This window comes from Pseudomonas sp. App30, from assembly GCF_047947025.1.
Classification (GTDB): domain Bacteria; phylum Pseudomonadota; class Gammaproteobacteria; order Pseudomonadales; family Pseudomonadaceae; genus Aquipseudomonas.
Genome location: NZ_CP133165.1, coordinates 5,387,031 through 5,407,271 on the forward strand (window position 1 = coordinate 5,387,031; position 20,241 = coordinate 5,407,271).

A 20,241-nucleotide genomic window follows, 5' to 3' on the forward strand; every position below is an offset into this window, starting at 1 on the left:
AGCTTTGGTTGTCGTAAACATGAAATATTATCTGGTTAAATTTTTCTGGTGAGCCAGTTGAGTATTGGTCTACTGTTTGATGTTTATCTGCAATTGTTTCTGGGTATCAAGTTTAATCCCGTGTTCCCGGCTGGCTTTTGTTGCTGGCGAAGTGCCAGTCCCCCGTAAGGGCCAGTTGCGTAGTCAAAGCTGAGGTGTGGGTGATACGCCGGATCGATTGTCAGATGGTTCCATCGCTTCCTAAAGTTGTCCTGCTCCCGCTCGGCGCGTGCGCGTTGCGCTGGGGCCTGATCCTTCCCTCGGCTCGCTGACTCTGCATGGATCAACGTGGCGAAGGCAGTCCATATAACCTTTGCGGAGGGGTGTTTTACACGTAAGCAGAAATCAATGTCATTGAAAGCCACAGGAAATGCTGTTTCATTGAGCCCTCCTGCGGTAAGGAAGTTTTCTCTGCGCACAAGGAGACAAGCGGCAGTCACCGCGCTCTGCTGCCGCGTTATTTGATTGAATCCAAGATATCCAGCATCGCCTTCTGCTAAATTATTTCCGGTATGTGCAGCGAGTTGATTAATCCCGACCACCACTCCGCCATGCTGGACCATGCGGTTTGGCCAAAGCAGCTTAGCTCCGACTATCCCTATTCCAGGCCGCAGCAGATGGGCGATCATTTCATCGAGCCATGATGGGTCAATAATCTCAATATCATTATTCACCAGCCCTACAATCTCCCCCCTCGCAACCTCCACCGCTCGATTATTAATCGTCGAGTAGTTGAACGGATAAGGGTGCGCCAGCACCTTCACTCCACGCTCCGGCAACGAGGCCAGGTACTTCAGGGCCTCCGGATCGCTGGACTGGTTATCAACGACTATGATTTCCAGGTTCGGATAATCAGTGTCATTCAGCAGGCCTTCGATGCAGGTCTTTAGCAAGCCCACCTGATCGCGTGTCGGGACGATAAGGCTCACCAAAGGCAGTGCCTCGGGCAGCGGCCAGCGGGTGCGCAGCAGGGCAGGGTAACCGGCCACCGGCTCGACGGTGGCGCCTGCTGCCAACTGTTGGGCCAACCAGGCCATTGCCTGGTGGCGGTCCAGGTCCGGGGTCGCTGCGGAAGGGCAGGTGGGAGCGCTGCTGTGACGGTGGTAAAGGACCTTGGGCAAGTGTGTAACACTCGCTTGATTCCGCTCTGTGGTCAGCGCGATACCAGCCATGAGGTGCTGCCAGGTCATGTAGCTGAGGCCGCCTGCTGGGGCCAGGGACTGCAGGGTATGCTTGATGATCTCTGCGCTGAAGATCGCGCCCGGGGTGAAAATATCCGCGCCCATGAATAGGTCGAGATCCCATACGGGCTTCAGCCAGGGGGCGCTTCGTTGACCATCGGGAGTGTCGTGGTCGCAGTCAGCAAACGCCCAGGCACTGGTAGTGTCGAGCAGCGAGGCAAGATGGTCGAGCGCATGATCTGCCAAGCGGTCTCCAGCGAACACCGGCAGGATGGCTGTGCACCCGGCATTCAGTAGATACTCGAGGGCTGGCAACAGATTGCTGGCCGGCGCTGACATCGTTTCCAGCGCCGGCAGGCGTTGGCGTTGGATGCTGAGAACGGAGATGTGGTCCAGGCCAGGATCACCATTGCTGATCAGCAGGATGCCGACCGTACGCTGCAGGTCGGAAGCCAGCGGTTCCGGTTGCTGAAACACCTCGAACCATTGCGGATAATGGTGGAAGCCCACGCTTTTCGGTGCGCGCAGGGTATGTTCACGGGCCATGACTTCCAGCAACCGAAGTTTTTCCGGTTGGGGATTTTCCTTGTCCAACTCATGCAGCAGGCCTTCAAGGCCTTCTGGCCAGCAGCATAGAGTGAGTGGACTACCGGATAAGGGCTCGCCCAAGTCATTTTCTACGATCAGGGTGTGCAGTTTGCCGTCCGCCAGCGCCCAAGGCAGGTCGAGGTTAAAGCCGTGTGTGTCGCTTTCCCGGTTTGCCAGTGCCTGGTGTTTCACGTTGGCCGAGGTGACGGCCAAGGTCTGCTCACCTTCGCGTACCGAGATCTGCACATGACGCGCAGGGTCTTCGGCATCCCACGCCCAGCCACTGATACGCAGCCCACCTGTATGCCACACCTGGCTGGCAACCGCTGCCGGGATGGAAGGTTTGCGAGCTGGCATTTCGACACTGCCGTCCAGCCATTTCGGCTGATTGGCAACGCGTGCAGCAATAGATCGAGCCCCCTCCAGCCACGCTTGGCGAAGTTGAATAGCGAAACCGTGATACTCCCCGGCTTCCCCATCGGGCTGAAACTGATCCGCCCGTACCATGGCCACATACGCGCCATCCACGCAGATCTCGACCACCAGGCTCAGGTCCGGGTTGGTCAGGTCTTTGGCCCAGCCTTGCAGCACGTCTCCGTACAGTCCGGTGATTGCGCCTTCGTACAAGGGTTGGGGCAGGGTAGCGGGAATGTTCATGGGCATTGGCTTGCGCTGGGCGCGACTCCGGGTAAAGGCAGCAGGGCCAGGGGCAAGGCGCCGGCTTCATGGGCGACTGCGCCGGCTGGGGCGTAGAGGGGCAAGTGGTAGGTTTGGGCTAGCGCCGGGGCTCGCCAGTCCGCCCCTGGTGTCTCCACCAGGCTGGCGGCGGCGGTGCAGCCAGCGAGTGCCAGGCACTCGTGCACGCTGAGCCCCGGCAATTCAGGCAGCAGTTCGGCGCAACCTGTGTGTTGCAGTTGCGCCAGCCATGGGCTGTCTTGCAGCACCAGCAGGCGCAGCGCCGAGCCTTGGCTGCGAAGCTGCCGCGCCAGTGCCAGCCAGCGCTGGCCGGTGGGCGCGCTGTGCAGGTCGTCGGCAATCAGCAGCACGCCGGGAGGCGTGGCGGCAGCGTGCTGCGCAGGGGTATGGGGTGCCAGGCTGAACGTCGCCTGGGGGTGTGCGGCCTGGTAACTGGCGAGCAGCGCCTGGAACGGCAGCACGATTTCTCGCGCCCTGGCGGCAAAGGCAGGCCAGTTGTGTGGCGTATCGGCACGCGCCAGGCAGTCGTCCGGGCCCAGTATGCGATAGGGGCGCTGCAGGCGTTCAAGCAAGGTCAGCAGGTCGGCAGGGCAGCCCTGCAGTTGCTCGAAGACCAGCTCTTCGATCGGCAGCGCCCGCAGGTCGTCCAGCAATTCGGTGGCCTGGGCTGGCCAGCGGTAGTCGATTGCCAACGGCAGCGGCGCAAGGGCTGCGTTCAAGGTGACGCGCGCACCGCTTCGCTGCACCGCGAATTGCAGGTGCAGCGGTGCATCGACGCTGCGATTGCCATGCAGGTGCAACGAAGTCGGTTGTTTGCCAGTGCGCGCGCAGGCGGGTGCGCCAAGCATCCACTGGGGCAACTGGTGCAGGCGTGCCCGCTGCAGGGCCTGGCGTGCGGACTTGAGGTCGTCGCGTTTGCAGAAGGCTTTGTAGCGAGCTTCGGCATCAGGGTAGCGACGGCGCAGGATGGCGTTGTTCTGGGCCACGCGCAGTACTTTTTCATCGCCGAACGAGATGCCGCCCTGATGGGCAACGAATACCTGGGTAGCGCCCATGTGGCGCCAACCTTTGCTGCGGGCCCGTAGGCACCAGTCGGTTTCTTCGCCGTAGCCCCGGGACAGGTGAACCTCATCCAGCAAACCCACGTCGTTCAGGGCGTCGCGCTTGATATACAGGCAGAAGCCGCAACCCGTTTCAATTTCCACAGCTGGGGTGCGGGTAGTACGTGCCAGCGTATCGAGTTCGGCTTGGGCGAGTGCATCGGGCATGGGCTGGCTGACCCGACTGTGCGGGAAACTCATCAACTCGCCGTTGTTGGTAAAGGGTGTCACAGAGGCGATGTCATCGCGTTGCCCGGCGACATCGCGCAGCCGGTCGAGCCAGTCGCCATGCACCCGGGTGTCGGCATTGAGCCACACCACGTCGCGGTCGGGGCTCAACGCCATGCCGCGGTTGGTGTTGCGAATGAAGCCCAGGTTCACAGGCTGGCGTAGGTAGTGGATGAGACCTTGTTCGCCCAGGGCTGCGAGGGCTTGGGCCAGCGCCAGGTTTGGCGAGGCGTCGTCCAGCACCACTACCCGGTGTTCGGTGCGGTTGGCGCTGCGATGGCGCAGCACGCTGTGCACGCACTCAAGGGTTTCATCAAGCCCTTCATACACGGGAATCAGTACGTCGACCGGTTGTTCGCCTGGCACGCTGTCGTTGGCGATAGCGTGCGTCTGCAACGGCGGCAGGATGACCACTGGGGAGCCGCGCAGTGCCGTGCCGTCTTCGAACTCCAGGGTAGACGGGGCTACGCCGCTTTGGGCAGCGACGCTGAAGCCGCCGTGATGGGCCAGGCCAAGGCCGGCCAGCAGCGCGTGGGGGGCGTTGGCCTTGACCAGGGTGCGCTTGCCCGCCTGCTTCAGCCACAGGCGTACCGGTGCTTGCGGGCTGCGCAGGTTGACGGCCCAGCCCGACAGTGCCTGGGTGCCGACAGGTGGGTAGACGACGCCGATGTGTGGCGGTGCATCGGCCTGCGCTGCGAGCAGGCCCAGCACCAGTTTCAATTCACGAGCGTCGGTGATATCCGCAAGTTGTTGCAGTATCAATTGCCGCAGGCGCGCCGGTGTCTCGGTATGGTTGCGGGCTTGCCACAGTGCCAGGCGCAAGGCTGTATCGGTGGGGTGGTCGCGCCAGGCGGCGGCGAGGAAGCGGGTAGCAAGGTCAGGCTGCTGTTGCGCCTGGATGCACCGGGCTGTCAGCGCCAGTATGTCGGTACGACGCGGCAGGGCTGCGGCGGCATTGCTCAAGTGCACGAAGGCATCCTGAGGCTTGTGTTGCTGCAAGGCATCGATCCCTTTCCAGATCAGGGCCTCGGAGCGGTATTCGGGGGTATGCAAGGCACGTTCGAGATGGGCCGACGCACTGCCATGCTGGCCATTCTGGCGCTCGCGATGGAAGAGTTCCATAAGCGTCAGGGGCTCATGGTCGAGGTGTCTTGACATGGAATTGGGGTACCACTGTGAAATAAAAGAGGGGCACCCATGAGGGGCCCCTTTTTCGAAGACTTCCGGCCTTGCGGCCGGAAGCTTTCAAGCGTGCAACGAGGTAGCGTTACGCTACGCCGTGTACAACCACAACGCTGGTGTTGTGAGCAACGCCTTCGTCGGAACCGACGACAGCGATAGCCACTTCAGCCTGAGTAGCGCCGTGCTCCAGAGCGGAGGTCCAGGCAGCTTTGCCCAGTGCGTCGACGTCGCGACCCAGAGCGCTTTCGTACAGGTTGTCCAGGAAGTCGGAGGTGGCTTTGGCCGAAGCCTCGGCGGAACCTGCGATACCGTCGGCGATGGTAGCGCGGTCTGCACCGGCTTCCAGTTGGGCAACCCAGCTCTGCAGGCCGGTAGCGTCAGCGGTGCGACCCAGAACGCTGGAGTACAGGGCTTCGACGTAGTCAGCGTTAGCCGACGAAGCGGAAGCGGCCTGGCCTTCGGCCGAACCAGCGATGCTGTTGATGACGTCGGTACGGCTTGCACCGTTGGCCAGGTCAGCCAGCCACTTGGCTTCGCCAGCGGTGTCAGCTTCACGGCCCAGCAGGTTGGTGTACAGGCTTTCAACGAAAGCGTCGTTCGCGTTGTTCGAGAACTCGCCCGAGCTCAGGAAGGCGTTGGCGATATCGGTCAGCGAAGTGCCAGCGTCAGCTTCTGCGGTCCAGTGTTGTGCACCGGCAGCGTCAGCGTCACGGCCCAGCAGGCCTTCGTACAGGCGCAGTGCAGCAGCTTCCTGGTCGTTGGCAGCAACAGCGATGGAGTCACCGTTGTTGAAGCTGATGAACTCGGCGTTGGCAGTAGTGATGGTCTGGCCAGCAGCGGTCAGAACAACGTCGTCGCCCGAAACGGTAGCGGTGAAGTCAGCGCGCGAGGCAGCTACTTGAACGGTGTCGAAGCCGTCGCCAGCGTCGATGGTGTCGTTGCCGGTACCAGCGATGATGGTGTCGTTGCCAGCACCGGTGGAGATGTCGTTGTTACCGCTGTTGGCGATGATCAGGTCATTGCCGCTGCCGGTGTGAACGGTGTCGTTGCCAGCACCAGCGTCGATGGTGGTGTTGCCATTGCCGACGGTGATGGTGTCGTTGCCGTTGCCGCTGACGATAACGCGATCAACGTTGTCGGTAGTGGTGGTGACGGCAGCGCGGACGAATGCGCTGGCTTCTGGAGCAGTGAAGTCCAGGGTCAGGTTGGCGTCGCTGGCGAATACGAATGCCTTGGCAGCAGCCAGGCCGTCAGCGTGCAGGTTGACGTCAACGTCGGTGCCGGCAGCGCCAGCAACGTCAGCGAAGATAGCCTGGGCAGTCTTACCGGTTGGGACAACGACATCGCCCGAACCATCCCACGAACCAACAACCACGGACTCAACGGTGTCCAGGTTCAGGATCTGAGAGATAGCGTCCACGGTGGTGGTGGACAGGTTGGCCGACGAGCCGGTCAGGGCGTCGGTGATTTCGCTGGACCAGAACGGATTATCATATTGCATTGTTTAATTCCTGTAGATCAGGCCAGTTGGCCCTCAGAGCTATATTTTTGCGTAACCGCAGGGTTTTCCCATGGAGACTTATAGCGGGGAGCGTTGATCTCAGGATGGGGGGAAATCGTTAGCTGTATGGCAACCAGAGGTTCCTTGCCCGTGGGCCCGAAAAGCATCTGGTCGGCAGCAATTGGTTTTGGCGCGGCACCGGCGAAGGCCACGTGGCCGCTCAGCTGGTAGCGGGCACTGTTGGGGCCGGTCAGGCCGAAGCCGACGGCCACCAGCGCAGCACCCTTGCTGCGGGTGCCGCTGTACTGGCCCGACAGCACTTTGGGGCTGGGGCCGGAGCCTGCGAGGGTGCTGGTGTAGACAAGGTCGACGCCGGCCGGGCGGTCAGCCCACTCGACCACGAAACCTTCCAGGCGCGCCTGGCCACGGGCATCGCCCAGCCACCCATCGGCAGCGGCGACATCACCCAGGGATTCGATATGGCCCAGCAGTTTCAGGTGCGCACTTTCACCCGCGGGCATCAAGGCCACAGGGGAAGTTTCGATGACAGTTTCCGGCGCGGAAAAGTTACGCATGATTGCTGCGGAAGTGTCGATTCGGTCAATACGCAGATCGACAGGATCAACTTCCACATTGGCCAGGTGGTATTCGGTGATCAATACCGTGGTGACGCCGTTTTTTACCCGGCCAATAATGCAGTCGCCCAGTTTGGTCAGCATGTTCTTGCTGACGCCCTCGGCGGGGAAGAAGTCGATTAGACCTTTGCCTAATGGCGCTTGTTGCAGCGCAATGCACACGGCTTTTTCCGTCGTGGTTTGCGATGCATAGCGAAAGATATACATACCCGGCTCGAGAAGTGTAACTCGAGAGGTAATCTTGAGACCATCTGTAGTTTGAGACGACACCCGATGAAGCTCCTTCTATCCTTGAACGGTAAGCGCCTTCGCTCGTGTAAAAAGGTGAACCGAGCGGTAACTGATCTTACTTAATTAAAGGCTAATGGCGTTATGGTGGCTTCCCTGACTGGAAGCGAGATTAATCGATCTTGTTCTCTTTCACAATGGGGTTGTGTAAGAATTTTTTCATAGGCTTGTAGGCAAACGCTTTTGAGGTCATAGCGAGCCTTGATAGTGGCGCGCGCTTGAGCCCTGATGTGCCCGTATTCATTGGGGTTGGCCAGTACGTGGCAGACGGTGCTGGCGATCTGTTGTGGGTTGAAGAAGTCGACCAGGAGGCCATTCTTGCCGTGCTCAATCACTTCTTGTACGGGTTTGGTGTCGGAGCCGACAACTATGGCGCCCGCGCTCATGGCTTCCAGCATCGACCAGGACAGCACGAAGGGGTAGGTCAGGTAGACGTGGCAGCGGCTGATCTGCATCAGGCGCAGGAACACGGTGCGCGAAACCTGCCCGAGGAAATGCACGCGGGCAGGGTCCAGCAGGTGCGCTACTTCGCTGAGGTAATGTTCACGCCAGCTCAGGGTTTCGCCCTTGCTGCCGTACCCTTGTGCTTCGCCGCCGACGATGAATACCTGGAGGTTCGGGCGCGCTTTCATGATAGCCGGCAGGGCGCGCATGAACTGGTGGTAGCCGCGTACGGGCTCCAGGTTGCGAGCCACGAAGGTCAGTACCTCGTCCCCATGGCGCACGTGCAGGTGCTTGTTCGGCAAGCGTAATTCGGCTGCGGAGTGTGGGGCCACTTCGTCAGTGTCGATACCTTCGTGGATGACGGTGGTCTTGGCGCGAGCCCACTGGGGCAGGGTGCTCGCCTGCCAGTGTGTGGCGGCGATGCCCAGGTCCATGGCCTCCATTGCGAGCAGCAAATTGGCGTTCTTGGTGTGCAGGCGCGCCTTTGCTGTCAGGTCGAGGGCGGGAAATTCCGGGTCGAAATCCAGGTCCTGGCCCTTGGCGCGGTAGAAATATTCCATGAGGCAGACCAGGCGTGCTTCCGGAAAAACATCCTTGAGGTACAGCGCTTCGCCCCAGCCGGGGTGGGCAAGTATCACGTCGGGTACAAAGCCGCTCTCCGCGAGGTTCTGGGCCAGCAGGGCGCAGCCCTCCGCGCGCAGCGTCTTGCTTTCGAATTCCTGCGCAAACCCATGTATTCCGGGGGTATTGCCCTGTTTTGGTCGGTAGCTCAACACCTCCACGCCGGCCAGCGGGGCGTGCTTCATCGGCCCCTCGCGCAGCGCCATCACCCGATGCCCCAGGCTGGCAAAATGGACCGCGGCGTGGAGGAACTGTCCGGGGAAGTTTTGATGAATAAACAGTAGGTTCATGGGTCCTTGCTCTGCACTCTCGTGGCTGCAGTTTGTCTGCTTCCGTGCGCGTATTTCTTGGTCTTTCGGCTGTGTTGGAAAGTTCCGAGACGGAAGGCCAAATGGTCCGAAAATCGATGGGCTATGGTAGGGGCAAAAAATCATGATGTCTGTACCGGTGGTCGATTTGGCTCCGTTTTGGGAAATGCCCTACATAGTGGTCCTACATATGGGAGGTGTGTTCGGATTGGCAGTGCAAGGACTGTGGTGAGCGATGCGCGCCTGTGGTAGTGGCTATTGGCTATTATTCACTTTGTTATACTCCGTAACAGTTGTCGTCGCTCGTCGGCAAAACATTAAACTTGCAGCTGATTTTATTTTTTTGGCTGTTCAGCCCCGGACCGAGTGGTACACTCCGGCGCTTTCCGCCTTTCCCCTTCAGTATGGATGCTATGAGTCGCTTACACGAAAACAACTTGCAGGCCGCCCTCAAGGTTTGCAAAGGCAGTTTCCTTTCCGTGGGTTTTTTCAGCCTCTTCGTCAATGCCCTCATGCTGGTCCCCACCTTCTTCATGATCCAGGTATCCGGGCGCGTGGTGCCCAGCAGCAGTGAGTCGACCTTGCTGATGCTGGTACTGATCATGAGCGTGTTGATGTTGACCATGGGTGCACTGGAGTGGGTGCGCTCGCGCATTATGGTGCGCATCAGTAACCGCCTCGATGCCTTGCTCAGCCATGACGTCTACCGGGCCAGTTTTCGTCGTGCCTTGGAGAGCGGCGGCATGGACGCTTCGGCGCAGTCGCTCAGCGACCTGACCGCCTTGCGCCAATTCCTGACCGGTAGCGGTCTGTTCGCATTTTTCGATGCGCCTTGGCTGCCCGTGTATATCGGGGTCATGTTCATTTTTGACGACATGTTCGGCTGGATGACAGTGGGCTGTGCAATCGTGCTGATTGTCCTGGCGGTGCTGAATCAACGGTTCACCGGGGCGGCGATCACCGAGGCGAACAAGGAGAATGTCAAGGCGTCGCTCCATACCAGCAAGACCTTGCGAAACGCTGAAGTCATTGAGTCGATGGGGATGCTGGGGACGCTGATGAATCGCTGGGCGGCGCGCCAGCGTAAGGTCTTGCGGCTTCAGTCTTATGCCAGTGATAAAAGCGGGATCATCACGTCATTCTCGAAGACGTTTCGCCAGTGGACCCAGTCCATCATCCTTGCGCTGGGTGCATACCTCGTCATCAATCACGACATCAACCCAGGCCTCATGATGGCCGGCTCCCTGCTTCTGGGGCGCGCCCTGGCGCCGATCGACCAAATGATCGGCAACTGGAAGGGGTTCGTGGCGGCGCGGGTGCAGTACCAGCGCCTCAATGAAACACTGGACAAGCTCAACGCCGAACCCGAGCGCATGAAGCTGCCGGCCCCCGAGGGCCATATCCAGGTCGAAGGCCTGGTAGTCATGCCGCCTGGTGCCAAGGAGCCCGTGGTGCGTGGCATCAGTTTTGTCGCGCCGGCGGGCAGTGTCGTGGGTATCGTGGGGCCCAGCGCGGCCGGCAAGTCGACCCTGGTGCGCGCCATCATGGGCATCTGGAAGCCGCAGCGCGGTGTGGTGCGGCTGGATGGTGCCGACATCAGTACCTGGGACAAGCAGGAGCTGGGCCCGTATGTAGGGTACCTTCCGCAGGACATTGAACTGTTCGAAGGCAGCATCAGCGAAAATATTGCACGCTTCGAAGCCATCGATGCGGAGAAGGTGGTCCTGGCCGCCAAGACTGCCGGCGTACACGAAATGATCCTGATGCTGCCTGACGGCTACGACACCGTGATCGGTGGCGAAGGGATCAACCTGTCCGGCGGTCAACGCCAGCGGATCGGCCTGGCGCGTGCCATCTACGGCAGCCCGCGGCTGATCGTGCTGGATGAACCCAACTCCAACCTCGACGAGGTCGGCGAGCGGGCGCTGGGCGTCGCCTTGCAGAAAATCAAGGAGAGCGGCGCAACGGTATTCATCGTGTCGCACCGCCCCAACATTCTCTCGCGCCTTGATCGCATCATGGTGCTGAGCGCCGGTACCATCAGTCTCTATGGCGCGCGTGAGCAAGTGATCGCCGAACTGGCCAATCAGCAGGCAAAAGCCCAGCAGCGCGTCGCGCAAGCGCCCGCCGCCGGTGCCGCCCCGGCCAGCGCGTAAAAGGAATTATTTCAAATGACCAGTACTACCCTCCTGCCTCTGGGCGACGACCTGGACGAAGTGCCTACGTCTGACCGCAATATCCGCCGCCTGGGCATGGGCATCGTGTTTGTGACCTTCGGCATCTTCGGTGGCTGGGCGGCCTTGGCGCCGTTGGATAACGCCGTGTTCGGCAGTGGCCAGGTCACTGTGCAAAGCTATCGCAAGACCGTGCAACACCTGGAAGGCGGCATCGTCAAAGAGCTGCTGGTGCATGATGGCCAGCTGGTGCACAAGGGTGACCCGCTGATTGTACTCGACCAGTCCCAGGTCAGCGCCGAATACGAATCGGCGCACAGCCAGCTGATCGCTGCGCGCGTCAAGGAAGCTCGCCTGCGCGCCGAGCGGGATGACCTGCCGGCCATGCCTCAGGTGCCGTTCGACGGCGCGGACTCCCAGCGTGCCCAGGAGGCGCTCGAGGGTGAGGCTCATGTGTTCAATGCTCGCCGTAACTCGCGGCTGGGTGAGATTGCCGTAAAGAAAGAGCGCGTTGGCCAGTTGGGCCAGCAGATCACCGGGCTTGAGGCGATGATTCGCAACAAGCAGGGCATGGCGCAATCCTACGTGGGCGAGATTCGCGAACTAAAGGAGCTGCTGGCCCAGGGCTTCGTCGACAAGCAGCGGTTGCTGGACCAGGAGCGCAAGCTGGATTCGCTGAAGGCGGAGGTGGCTGACCATCAGTCAAGCATTCTCACCACGCGCCTGCAGATCAACGAGACGCAGTTGGAGATCGTCCAGCTGACCAAGAACTTCAACTCTGAAGTGGTGAAGGACCTGGCCGACGTGCAGAGTCAGGTGTTTGACTTGCAGGAAAAGGTCTCCGCGCTCAAGGACAAGCTGACTCGTATCGTCATCCGCGCACCGGAAGAGGGGATGGTGCTCGACATGAAGGTTCACACCGTGGGCGGGGTGGTCAGCCCGGGCACGCCGTTGATGGATATCGTGCCGGAGTCGTCGCAGCTGGTGGTCGAGGCGCACGTGGGGTTGAACGATATCGATCGGATCTCCCTGGGCAAGACGGCCGACATTCGCTTTACCGCGTTCAACAACGCTACCACGCCCGTCATCGAGGGTACGGTCACCCGGATCTCAGCCGACCGGCTGACCGATGATCGCACTGGCGACCCCTATTACCTGGTGCGCGTGGCGCTGACCGAAGATGGCCTGAAGAAATTGGGCGAGCGCAAGCTGTTGCCAGGCATGCCGGCCGAAGTGCTGATCAATGCCGGTAGCCGGACCATGCTGCAGTACCTGTTGCGCCCTGCGCACAACATGTTCGCCAAGTCGATGATCGAGGAATGATTGTGCGTTTGTTACCCGTTGCCTTGCTCAGCCTGCTCGCGGTCCAGGTGCAGGCTGCTGCCGGGGATGTTGCACCGCGTGGCGTCAGTGCCAACACGTATGCGCTCGACCTGTTGTCCCTGTACAAGGAAGCCCGGCTGCAGGATCCGCGGGTGATTGCCGCGGGCCTGCACGCGCGGTCTGCCGCCGAACAGCAGCGTGCGGCCCTGGGTGGCCTGTTGCCCCAGATTTCCGCCAACGGCAATTACAACCGGATTTTGCGCAAGGATGAATATTCCCGCGAGGTGTATGACAGCCAGAGCTATTCGCTCAGCCTGACCCAGTACATCTATAACAAGCAGGCTTGGGAAGACTGGCAGAAGAGCAAGAGCGTCACCCGCCAGCGAGGCTCCGAAGCCGAGGAGGCGCTCGCCGAGTCGACGGTTGATCTTGCCCAGCGCTACTTCACGGCCCTGGCTGCCGATGACGAGCTTGAGCTGTTGATGGCCGAGCGTCGCGCCACGCAAAAAAACCTTGATCAGGTCAATGCCCTGTACGCTCGGCACATGGCCAAGATTACCGACCAGCTGGACCTGCAGGCGCGGGTTGACAGCCTTGCCGCGCAGGAAGTGGAGGCGCGCAACCAGGTGCGCCTGAGCCGCGCGGCCCTTTCGGAGCTGGTGGGGCGGCCGATCAATGAGGCCTTGAGCCGCATTCGCGATGACGTGACCTACCGCGCGCCCATGGATAGCCTGGATAACTGGATTCAGTTGGCGATCAACAGCAACCCGGCGCTGAAGGCCAAGCAAAGTAACCTGGAGGCTGCCGAAGCGGCTGTGCGGGGCGGCAAGGGCGGCCACTACCCGTCGCTGAGCTTCAGCCTCAGCGGGCAGCAGAGCGATGAAGGCTACGACAATACCGAGTCGCCGCGTGCGGACAGCTACGTGGCTACGCTGGGGCTGAAAGTGCCTATCTATAGCGGTGGCTCAACGTCTGCGCGGGTGCGGGGACTCTACGATGAGCAGGACGCCGCCGAGCAGGAGCAGGAGGCGGTGAAGCGCCAGGTGGTGAAGGAAACCACCAGCGCCTACCTGACTGCCCAGTCGAGTGTGGAAAAGATCCGCGCCAACCGCAACGCATTGAGTTCGGCCAGCCAGTCCAGTGTCGCCGCCCAGAAGGCATTTGCCTACGGTGTGGTGAACGCGGTGGATGTGCTCAACGGCGTCCAGGCGGAGTTCAAGGCCCGTCGCGACCTGCTCAAGTCCCAATACGATTTCGTCACCAACCTGTTCATGCTGGATCGCTGGGCTGGCAAGCTCTCCGAAGCCAGTGTCAGCGATGTCAACGCCTGGCTCGGGGGCGCGCCAGCGCCTGCCGTGCCAGCCCCGGCACCAGGGCAGGCCACTGCAGTGCGCTAGCAGGCACAATGGAACCATTGCCTGATGTAAGTGCCTGAGCACGTGCGGCGGTCGTGGTCTTTGATTGAACCGGTTACAATTTCCCGGCCATTGCTCGATCTTCATCTCGAGTGATGGTGCCGTGGGTTGTATAATCGCCTATCCTGATGTAATCAATCAGATGCTTAGCGCCGCTACCGTGGCATGTCCTTGTCCTTGTCCTTGTCTGCGCATGCCGATCCGGCATCAAAATGGAGTTTAGAAGCTCGAATGAAAGCAATTGTCACTGGTATCACTGGTCAAGACGGCGCCTACCTGGCTGAGTTGCTGCTGGAGAAGGGGTACACCGTCTACGGTACCTACCGCCGTACCAGTTCTGTCAATTTCTGGCGTATCGAAGAGCTGGGTATCCATACCAACCCGAACCTGCACCTTGTCGAGTACGACCTGACCGACCTGTCGGCCAGCATTCGCCTGCTGCAGACCACTGAGGCCACCGAAGTCTACAACCTGGCGGCACAGAGCTTCGTGGGCGTCTCCTTCGAGCAACCGCTGACCACTGCCGAAATCACCGGCCTGGGCGCGGTGAACCTGCTGGAAGCCATTCGCATCGTCAACCCCAAGGTCCGCTTCTATCAGGCGTCGACCTCGGAAATGTTCGGCAAGGTGCAGGCTATCCCGCAAATCGAAAGCACGCCTTTCTACCCACGTAGCCCATACGGCGTTGCCAAGCTGTACGCGCACTGGATGACCATCAACTACCGCGAGTCCTACGGCATCTTTGCCACCAGCGGCATCCTGTTCAACCACGAATCGCCCCTGCGCGGTCGTGAGTTCGTCACCCGCAAGATCACCGACTCGGTCGCCAAGATCAAGCTGGGCCTGCTGGACAAGATGGAACTGGGCAACATGGACGCCAAGCGCGACTGGGGCTTTGCCAAGGAATACGTCGAAGGCATGTGGCGCATGCTGCAAGCGGACGAGCCGGATACCTTCGTGCTGGCCACCAACCGTACTGAAACCGTGCGTGATTTCGTCACCATGGCGTTCAAGGCCGCGAACATCGAGATCAAGTGGCACGGCGAAGCCGAAGGCGAGCACGCCATCGACCAGGCCACCGGCAAGGTTGTGGTAGCGGTGAACCCTAAGTTCTACCGCCCGACCGAAGTTGACCTGCTGATCGGCAACCCCGCGAAAGCGAAAGAGATTTTGGGCTGGGAGCCGAAAACTTCTCTCGAAGAACTGTGTCGGATGATGGTATTGGCCGACCTGCGCCGTAACGAAAAAGGATTTTCCTTCTGATGACCACTGCCGGCAAACGTGCACTGATAACAGGGATTCATGGTTTTACCGGTCGCTACATGGCGGCAGAGCTTCAAGCCCATGGCTATGAAGTGCTGGGGATGGGTACCCACCCCTCGGATGAAGTCAATTATCATCAAGTGGACCTGGCCGATGCGCCGGGACTGCGCACGCTGCTGGCAGTGCTTCAGCCAGATATCGTCATTCACCTGGCCGCGCTTGCCTTTGTCGGGCACGGCTCGGCCGAGGCGTTCTACCAGGTCAACCTGATAGGCACGCGCAACCTGCTGGAGGCCGTCGCCGCTTGCGGCAAGACCCCGGACTGCGTGCTGGTCGCCAGCAGCGCCAATGTCTACGGCAACGTGTCCGAGGGCTTGCTGAGCGAGGTTACCCCGCCAGCGCCGGCCAATGACTATGCCGTGAGCAAGCTGGCCATGGAATACATGGTCAAGCTGTGGTGTGACCGCTTGCCTATCGTCATGACGCGACCGTTCAACTACACCGGCGTAGGCCAGGCTGACAATTTCCTGTTGCCCAAGATCGTTTCCCATTTTCGCCGCAAGGCCGAACGGATCGAGTTGGGCAACCTGGATGTGTGGCGTGATTTCAGTGATGTGCGCGCGCTGGTCAAGGCCTACCGCGGGCTTATCGAGGCCAGGCCCCTGGGCGAGACGGTCAACGTCAGCTCGGGCAAGACCTACTCGCTGCGCGAGGTCATTGCCATGTGCAGCGAAATCACCGGGCATCAGTTGCAGGTCGAGGTGAACCCCGCCTTTGTGCGCGCCAATGAGGTCAAGACCCTCTGCGGTGACAATGCCAAGCTGCGTGCACTGGTACCGGGCTGGCAAACTCCGCCCTTGCAAGACACCCTGGGTTGGATGCTGGCTGAATAAATGAAGGTCATCCTTTCCGTTGAGCCGGTCCGCTTTCCGCTGACCGGCATAGGTCGCTATACCTACGAACTGGCCATGCGGCTACAGCAGAGTCCTGAAATCAGTGACTTGCAGTATTTCGCCGGCCGCTCTTTTCTGCCTGCACTGCCCACGGCCGCCGAAACATCGGGGTCGGGCTACGGGCTCAAGCGCGCGGTGCAGAAAAACTTCCTCGCCATCGAAGCCTATCGGTTGCTGATGCCGTATTTGCGCAAGCGCGCGCTCAAGGGGCATGGTGATTACCTGTACCATAGCCCCAACTATTACCTCCCGCCTTTTGCCGGGCGCAGCGTTGCGACGTTCCATGACCTGTCGCCTTTCACCTGGGCGCACTGCCATGCACCGCAGATGGCGCGTTACCTGCAAAAGGAGTTGACCGTGACGGTGGCCCGCGCTGATGCGCTGATCACGGACTCGCAATACACCCGTCACGAACTGGCGAACTATTTCAACTTCCCGCTGGAGCGCATCCACGCGGTTCCTCTGGCCAGTTCGCCAGAGTTCTACCCGCGTACGGCCGAAGCGCTGGCGCCAGCTCTTGCACGCCATGACCTTGCACCAGGCGGCTACAGCCTGTTTGTCAGCACCATCGAGCCACGCAAGAACATTGACACGCTGCTCGACGCCTATGGGCGCTTACCATTGGCACTGCGCCGTCGTTGGCCACTGATTCTCACCGGTTATCATGGCTGGGCCAACGAGGCTATTCATAAACGCCTGGACCAGGCAAAGCGCGAGGGCTGGGCGCGGTACCTGGGGTTCGTCCCCAGTGAGGACTTGCCATTGCTGTTTGCGGGGGCGCGCCTGTTTGCCTTCCCGTCGCTTTACGAAGGGTTCGGTTTGCCGGTGCTCGAGGCCATGAGCTCAGGTGTGCCGGTTGTCTGTTCCAATAGTTCGTCACTGCCCGAAGTGGCAGGGGATGCAGCACTGATGTGCGCGCCCATGGACGTGGATGCCCTGACAGCCAACCTGCAACGCGGCCTCGAAGACGCCGCATGGCGCGAGCAGGCGGTCGCCTGCGGGCTTGCCCATGCCGCACGCTTTTCCTGGGAGCGCTGCACTGCACAGACACTCGACGTCTACCAGACAGTGAGCCAGGGGCGATGACCAAGGTCCTGCATTTCTTCAAAACCTATTACCCAGACAGCATGGGGGGGATCGAACAGGTCATCTTCCAGATCGCCGAGGGTTGCACGCCGCGTGGTTTCGACGCCCAGGTGCTGTCGCTGAGCGAGCAGGGTGCTGCGCGCAACCAGCCACTGGCCCACCATGTCACCCATCGCTCCAGGCTGGACCTGCATGTCGCGTCCACCGGCTTTTCGCTGTCTGCTTTCAAGGACTTCAAGGAGCTGGCCGCTGAGGCAGACCTGATTCATTACCACTTCCCCTGGCCCTTCATGGACCTGGTGCATTTCGCCAGCCGCGTACGCAAGCCGACGGTGGTCAGCTACCACTCCGATATCGTCAAGCAGAAACACCTGCTCAAGCTTTACCAGCCGCTGATGAACCGGTTCCTCAACAGTGTCGATGCGGTGGTAACCTCGTCGCCCAACTATGCCCGCAGCAGCCCGGTGCTGCAGGGGCTGGGCGACAAGGTGCGGATGATCCCCTACGCGCTGGACGAGTCGACCTATCCGGTGCCCGATGCCGCGCGCCTGGCTTTTTGGCGGCAAACCCTGGGGCCGCGGTTTTTCCTGTTCGTGGGGGCGTTGCGGTACTACAAGGGCATCGACTACCTGCTTGAGGCGGCGCATCTGACCGGCCTGCCGGTGGCCATCGTAGGTGGCGGCCACCTGGAGCAGGAGCTCAAGGCCCAAGCGCTGCGGCTGGGGTTGAACAACGTGCATTTCCTGGGCGGCTTGCCGGACGAGGACAAGGCTGCGTTGCTGCAACTCTGCCTGGGGTTTGTGTTCCCCTCGCACCTGCGCTCCGAGTCCTTCGGGATATCGCTGCTGGAGGCGGCGATGTATGGCAAGCCGATGATCTCCTGCGAGATTGGTACCGGCACCACGTTCATCAATATCGACGGGGTGACGGGGCGGGTTGTACCACCGCGGGATGCACCGGCGCTGGCCCAGGCAATGATCCAGCTGTGGAGTGAGCCTGAAGAGGCGACCCGGTGGGGGGGGAACGCGCGGAAACGATTCGAGACGGTATTCTCCATCGATGGAATGGTTGATGCCTACGCGGGCCTTTATGATGAGCTGCTGGGCAGGGCATAGCCTGTTTGATGGGTCGATTTTCTTGAGGCGCTTGGCATGTCGTGCAATTCCATATTGGTTACCGGAGCCGCCGGTTTCGTGGGTTCCGCTGTCGTCCGGCATTTTGCCGGGCGGCCATCCCAACGGGTAGTCGCGGCGTCGCGTAACCCCGCCAGCAGGCTGCCGGCAAACGTGCAATCCTGTCTCATCGGCAGCATCGACCGTGCCACGGACTGGTCGGCTGCGCTTGCTGGGGTCGACGCGGTAGTGCATTGCGCGGCACGCGTGCATGTGATGAACGAACGCGCCGAGAATCCCCTTGCCGCGTTTCGCCAGGTGAACGTCGAGGGCACCCTGGCATTGGCTCGACAGGCTGCCGCCTCAGGTGTCCGCCGCTTTGTGTTCATCAGTTCCATCAAGGTCAACGGCGAACAGACAGCCGTGGGCCGACCTTTTTCTGCAGACGACGCACCAGCTCCCCTTGACCCCTACGGTGAATCAAAATGGGAAGCCGAGCAGCAGTTGCTGGCCCTTGCCCGTGACACCGCTATGGAAGTGGTGATCATTCGCCCGGTCCTGGTGTACGGCCCTGGGGTAAAGGCCAATTTTCACAGCATGATGCGCTGGCTGGACAAGCGTGTGCCATTGCCGCTGGGGGCGGTGAACAACCGCCGGAGTCTGGTGTACCTGGGCAATCTGGTTGACCTGATCGAAGCATGTATCCATCACCCTGCGGCGGCTAACCAGGTGTTCCTCGCCAGCGACGGCCACGACCTGTCCACCACGCAACTGTTGGTACAGTTGGGGCAGGCCTTGGGCCGGCCCGCCCGGCTGGTGCCGGTGCCGGCAGCCTGGCTTGCCCTGGCGGCCCGGCTGTTGGGCAAGGGAGCGGTGGCACAACGGTTGCTGGGTAGCCTGCAAGTGGACCTGGGCAAAAATAAACGGCTGCTGGGTTGGGCTCCGCCAGTGGCAACGCAAACGGCGTTGGCCGACACAGCAAAGTCCTACAGGGAGTCTCGTCGGGCATGAACCATTGCATAACAGGGCTGCTGGTGCTGGCGGGGTCCTTCCTGCTGACGGGCGTTTTACGACGCTATGCGCTCAAGCGCAGCCTCATGGATGTGCCCAATGCCCGCAGTTCGCACACGGTACCGACCCCGCGAGGCGGGGGTGTGGCTATCGTTTGTGCCTATCTGGCGGCATTGGCGGCGTTGGCGCTCCAGGGGGGCGTGGCAGGCAGCGCGTTCGTAGCTCTGGCGGGATCGGGCTTGCTGGTCGCGGTACTCGGCTTCATGGATGACCATGGTCATATTGCCGCGCGCTGGCGCCTGCTGGGGCATTTTTGTGCTGGGGCGTGGGTACTGTACTTCGTGGGCGGCATGCCGGTGGTGCAGTTCGCCGGCCTGCGGCTGGATGCCGGCTGGCTGATGGGCGTGGTGGGCCTGCTTTACCTTGTGTGGATGCTCAACCTCTACAACTTCATGGATGGCATCGATGGTATTGCCGGCGTGCAGGCAGTGACGGTGTGCCTCGGCATCTGCCTGGTCTACTGGCTGGACGGGCATGTTGAACTGGCGTGGTCGCCGTTGATGCTGGCCGCTGCGGCAGCGGGCTTCCTGCTATGGAATTTTCCCCCGGCAAAAATCTTCATGGGCGATGCCGGCAGTGGTTTCCTCGGGCTTGTGCTGGCGGCGCTGTCGCTGCAGGGCGCTCACGTTGAAACTGGCTACCTGTGGGCATGGTTGATCCTGATGGGGGTGTTCATCGTCGATGCCACGTTCACCCTCGCGCGGCGCCTGGCCCGTGGCGAGAAGGTCTACGAGGCGCACCGCAGCCACGCCTATCAGTATGCGTCGCGGCATTTTCGCGGGCATCGTCCGGTGACCCTGGCGGTGGCCCTGATCAACGTGCTGTGGCTGCTGCCCATGGCGCTGGCGGTAACCTGGCTGCACTTGGACGGTTTGGCAGGGTTGTTGCTGGCATACATGCCGCTGCTGGGGTTGGCGTGGAAATATCATGCAGGCGTGCGGGAAACCGTGAATCCTGCTGTCTGATGATCTAGTCTCGGCAATGCCGCTACAATGATCCGGTCTGTTGGATGCAGTAGACCTTGAAGGTAAAG

The 20,241-nt window shown here is 60.9% G+C and carries 14 protein-coding genes; 9 read left to right on the plus strand and 5 right to left on the minus strand.

The window, feature by feature from the left end; genetic code table 11:
- Positions 1–83: 83 nt before the first annotated feature.
- The 5 genes from RAM80_RS24760 to RAM80_RS24780 all read right to left on the minus strand — a co-directional run bounded on the left by RAM80_RS24760 (position 84) and on the right by RAM80_RS24780 (position 8,793).
- Entirely contained in the window at positions 84–2,465 is a 2,382-nt protein-coding gene (locus RAM80_RS24760) for a glycosyltransferase family 2 protein (protein WP_416423038.1), read from the minus strand.
- Positions 2,462–4,954 (minus strand): glycosyltransferase, encoded by a 2,493-nt coding sequence (locus tag RAM80_RS24765; RefSeq protein ID WP_416423039.1) that lies wholly within the window; start codon positions 4,952–4,954, stop codon positions 2,462–2,464. The genes RAM80_RS24760 and RAM80_RS24765 overlap by 4 nt, the downstream gene beginning before the upstream one ends.
- Before the next feature lie 145 nt (positions 4,955–5,099).
- A complete protein-coding gene (locus RAM80_RS24770) occupies positions 5,100–6,515 on the minus strand; it encodes a DUF4214 domain-containing protein (protein ID WP_416423040.1) in 1,416 nt (471 codons plus the stop codon).
- Positions 6,516–6,532: 17 nt separating this feature from the next.
- Positions 6,533–7,357: a hypothetical protein gene (locus tag RAM80_RS24775; protein ID WP_416423041.1), complete on the minus strand. Its 825-nt coding sequence runs from the start codon at positions 7,355–7,357 to the stop codon at positions 6,533–6,535.
- 143 nt (positions 7,358–7,500) lie between these two features.
- Positions 7,501–8,793 (minus strand): glycosyltransferase, encoded by a 1,293-nt coding sequence (locus tag RAM80_RS24780; RefSeq protein ID WP_416423042.1) that lies wholly within the window; start codon positions 8,791–8,793, stop codon positions 7,501–7,503.
- Between the two features lie 431 nt (positions 8,794–9,224).
- On the opposite strand from RAM80_RS24780, the gene RAM80_RS24785 reads away from it, so the two are divergent.
- From RAM80_RS24785 to RAM80_RS24825, 9 genes are all read left to right on the plus strand, one after another.
- On the plus strand, positions 9,225–10,967 hold the full coding sequence (locus RAM80_RS24785; RefSeq protein ID WP_416423043.1) for a type I secretion system permease/ATPase: 1,743 nt from the start codon (positions 9,225–9,227) through the stop codon (positions 10,965–10,967).
- A gap of 15 nt (positions 10,968–10,982) precedes the next feature.
- Positions 10,983–12,308 (plus strand): HlyD family type I secretion periplasmic adaptor subunit, encoded by a 1,326-nt coding sequence (locus tag RAM80_RS24790; protein ID WP_416423044.1) that lies wholly within the window; start codon positions 10,983–10,985, stop codon positions 12,306–12,308.
- The gene (locus tag RAM80_RS24795) at positions 12,305–13,705 is read left to right on the plus strand and encodes a TolC family outer membrane protein (RefSeq protein WP_416423045.1); all 1,401 of its coding nucleotides are present in this window, start codon (positions 12,305–12,307) and stop codon (positions 13,703–13,705) included. The genes RAM80_RS24790 and RAM80_RS24795 overlap by 4 nt, the downstream gene beginning before the upstream one ends.
- A 249-nt stretch (positions 13,706–13,954) precedes the next feature.
- Positions 13,955–14,986: a GDP-mannose 4,6-dehydratase gene (gene gmd, locus RAM80_RS24800; protein ID WP_416423046.1), complete on the plus strand. Its 1,032-nt coding sequence runs from the start codon at positions 13,955–13,957 to the stop codon at positions 14,984–14,986.
- Positions 14,986–15,879, plus strand: coding sequence for a GDP-mannose 4,6-dehydratase (locus RAM80_RS24805; protein ID WP_416423047.1), 894 nt, complete (start codon positions 14,986–14,988; stop codon positions 15,877–15,879). The genes gmd and RAM80_RS24805 overlap by 1 nt, the downstream gene beginning before the upstream one ends.
- Positions 15,880–17,025: a glycosyltransferase family 4 protein gene (locus RAM80_RS24810; RefSeq protein WP_416423048.1), complete on the plus strand. Its 1,146-nt coding sequence runs from the start codon at positions 15,880–15,882 to the stop codon at positions 17,023–17,025.
- A complete protein-coding gene (locus RAM80_RS24815) occupies positions 17,022–18,140 on the plus strand; it encodes a glycosyltransferase family 4 protein (protein ID WP_416423049.1) in 1,119 nt (372 codons plus the stop codon). Before RAM80_RS24810 ends, RAM80_RS24815 begins: the two co-directional genes overlap by 4 nt.
- Positions 18,141–18,176: 36 nt before the next feature.
- Entirely contained in the window at positions 18,177–19,148 is a 972-nt protein-coding gene (locus tag RAM80_RS24820; RefSeq protein WP_416423050.1) for a UDP-glucose 4-epimerase family protein, read from the plus strand.
- Positions 19,145–20,173, plus strand: a complete 1,029-nt coding sequence (locus RAM80_RS24825; protein WP_416423051.1) for an MraY family glycosyltransferase — start codon at positions 19,145–19,147, stop codon at positions 20,171–20,173. The genes RAM80_RS24820 and RAM80_RS24825 overlap by 4 nt, the downstream gene beginning before the upstream one ends.
- Positions 20,174–20,241 lie beyond the last annotated feature (68 nt).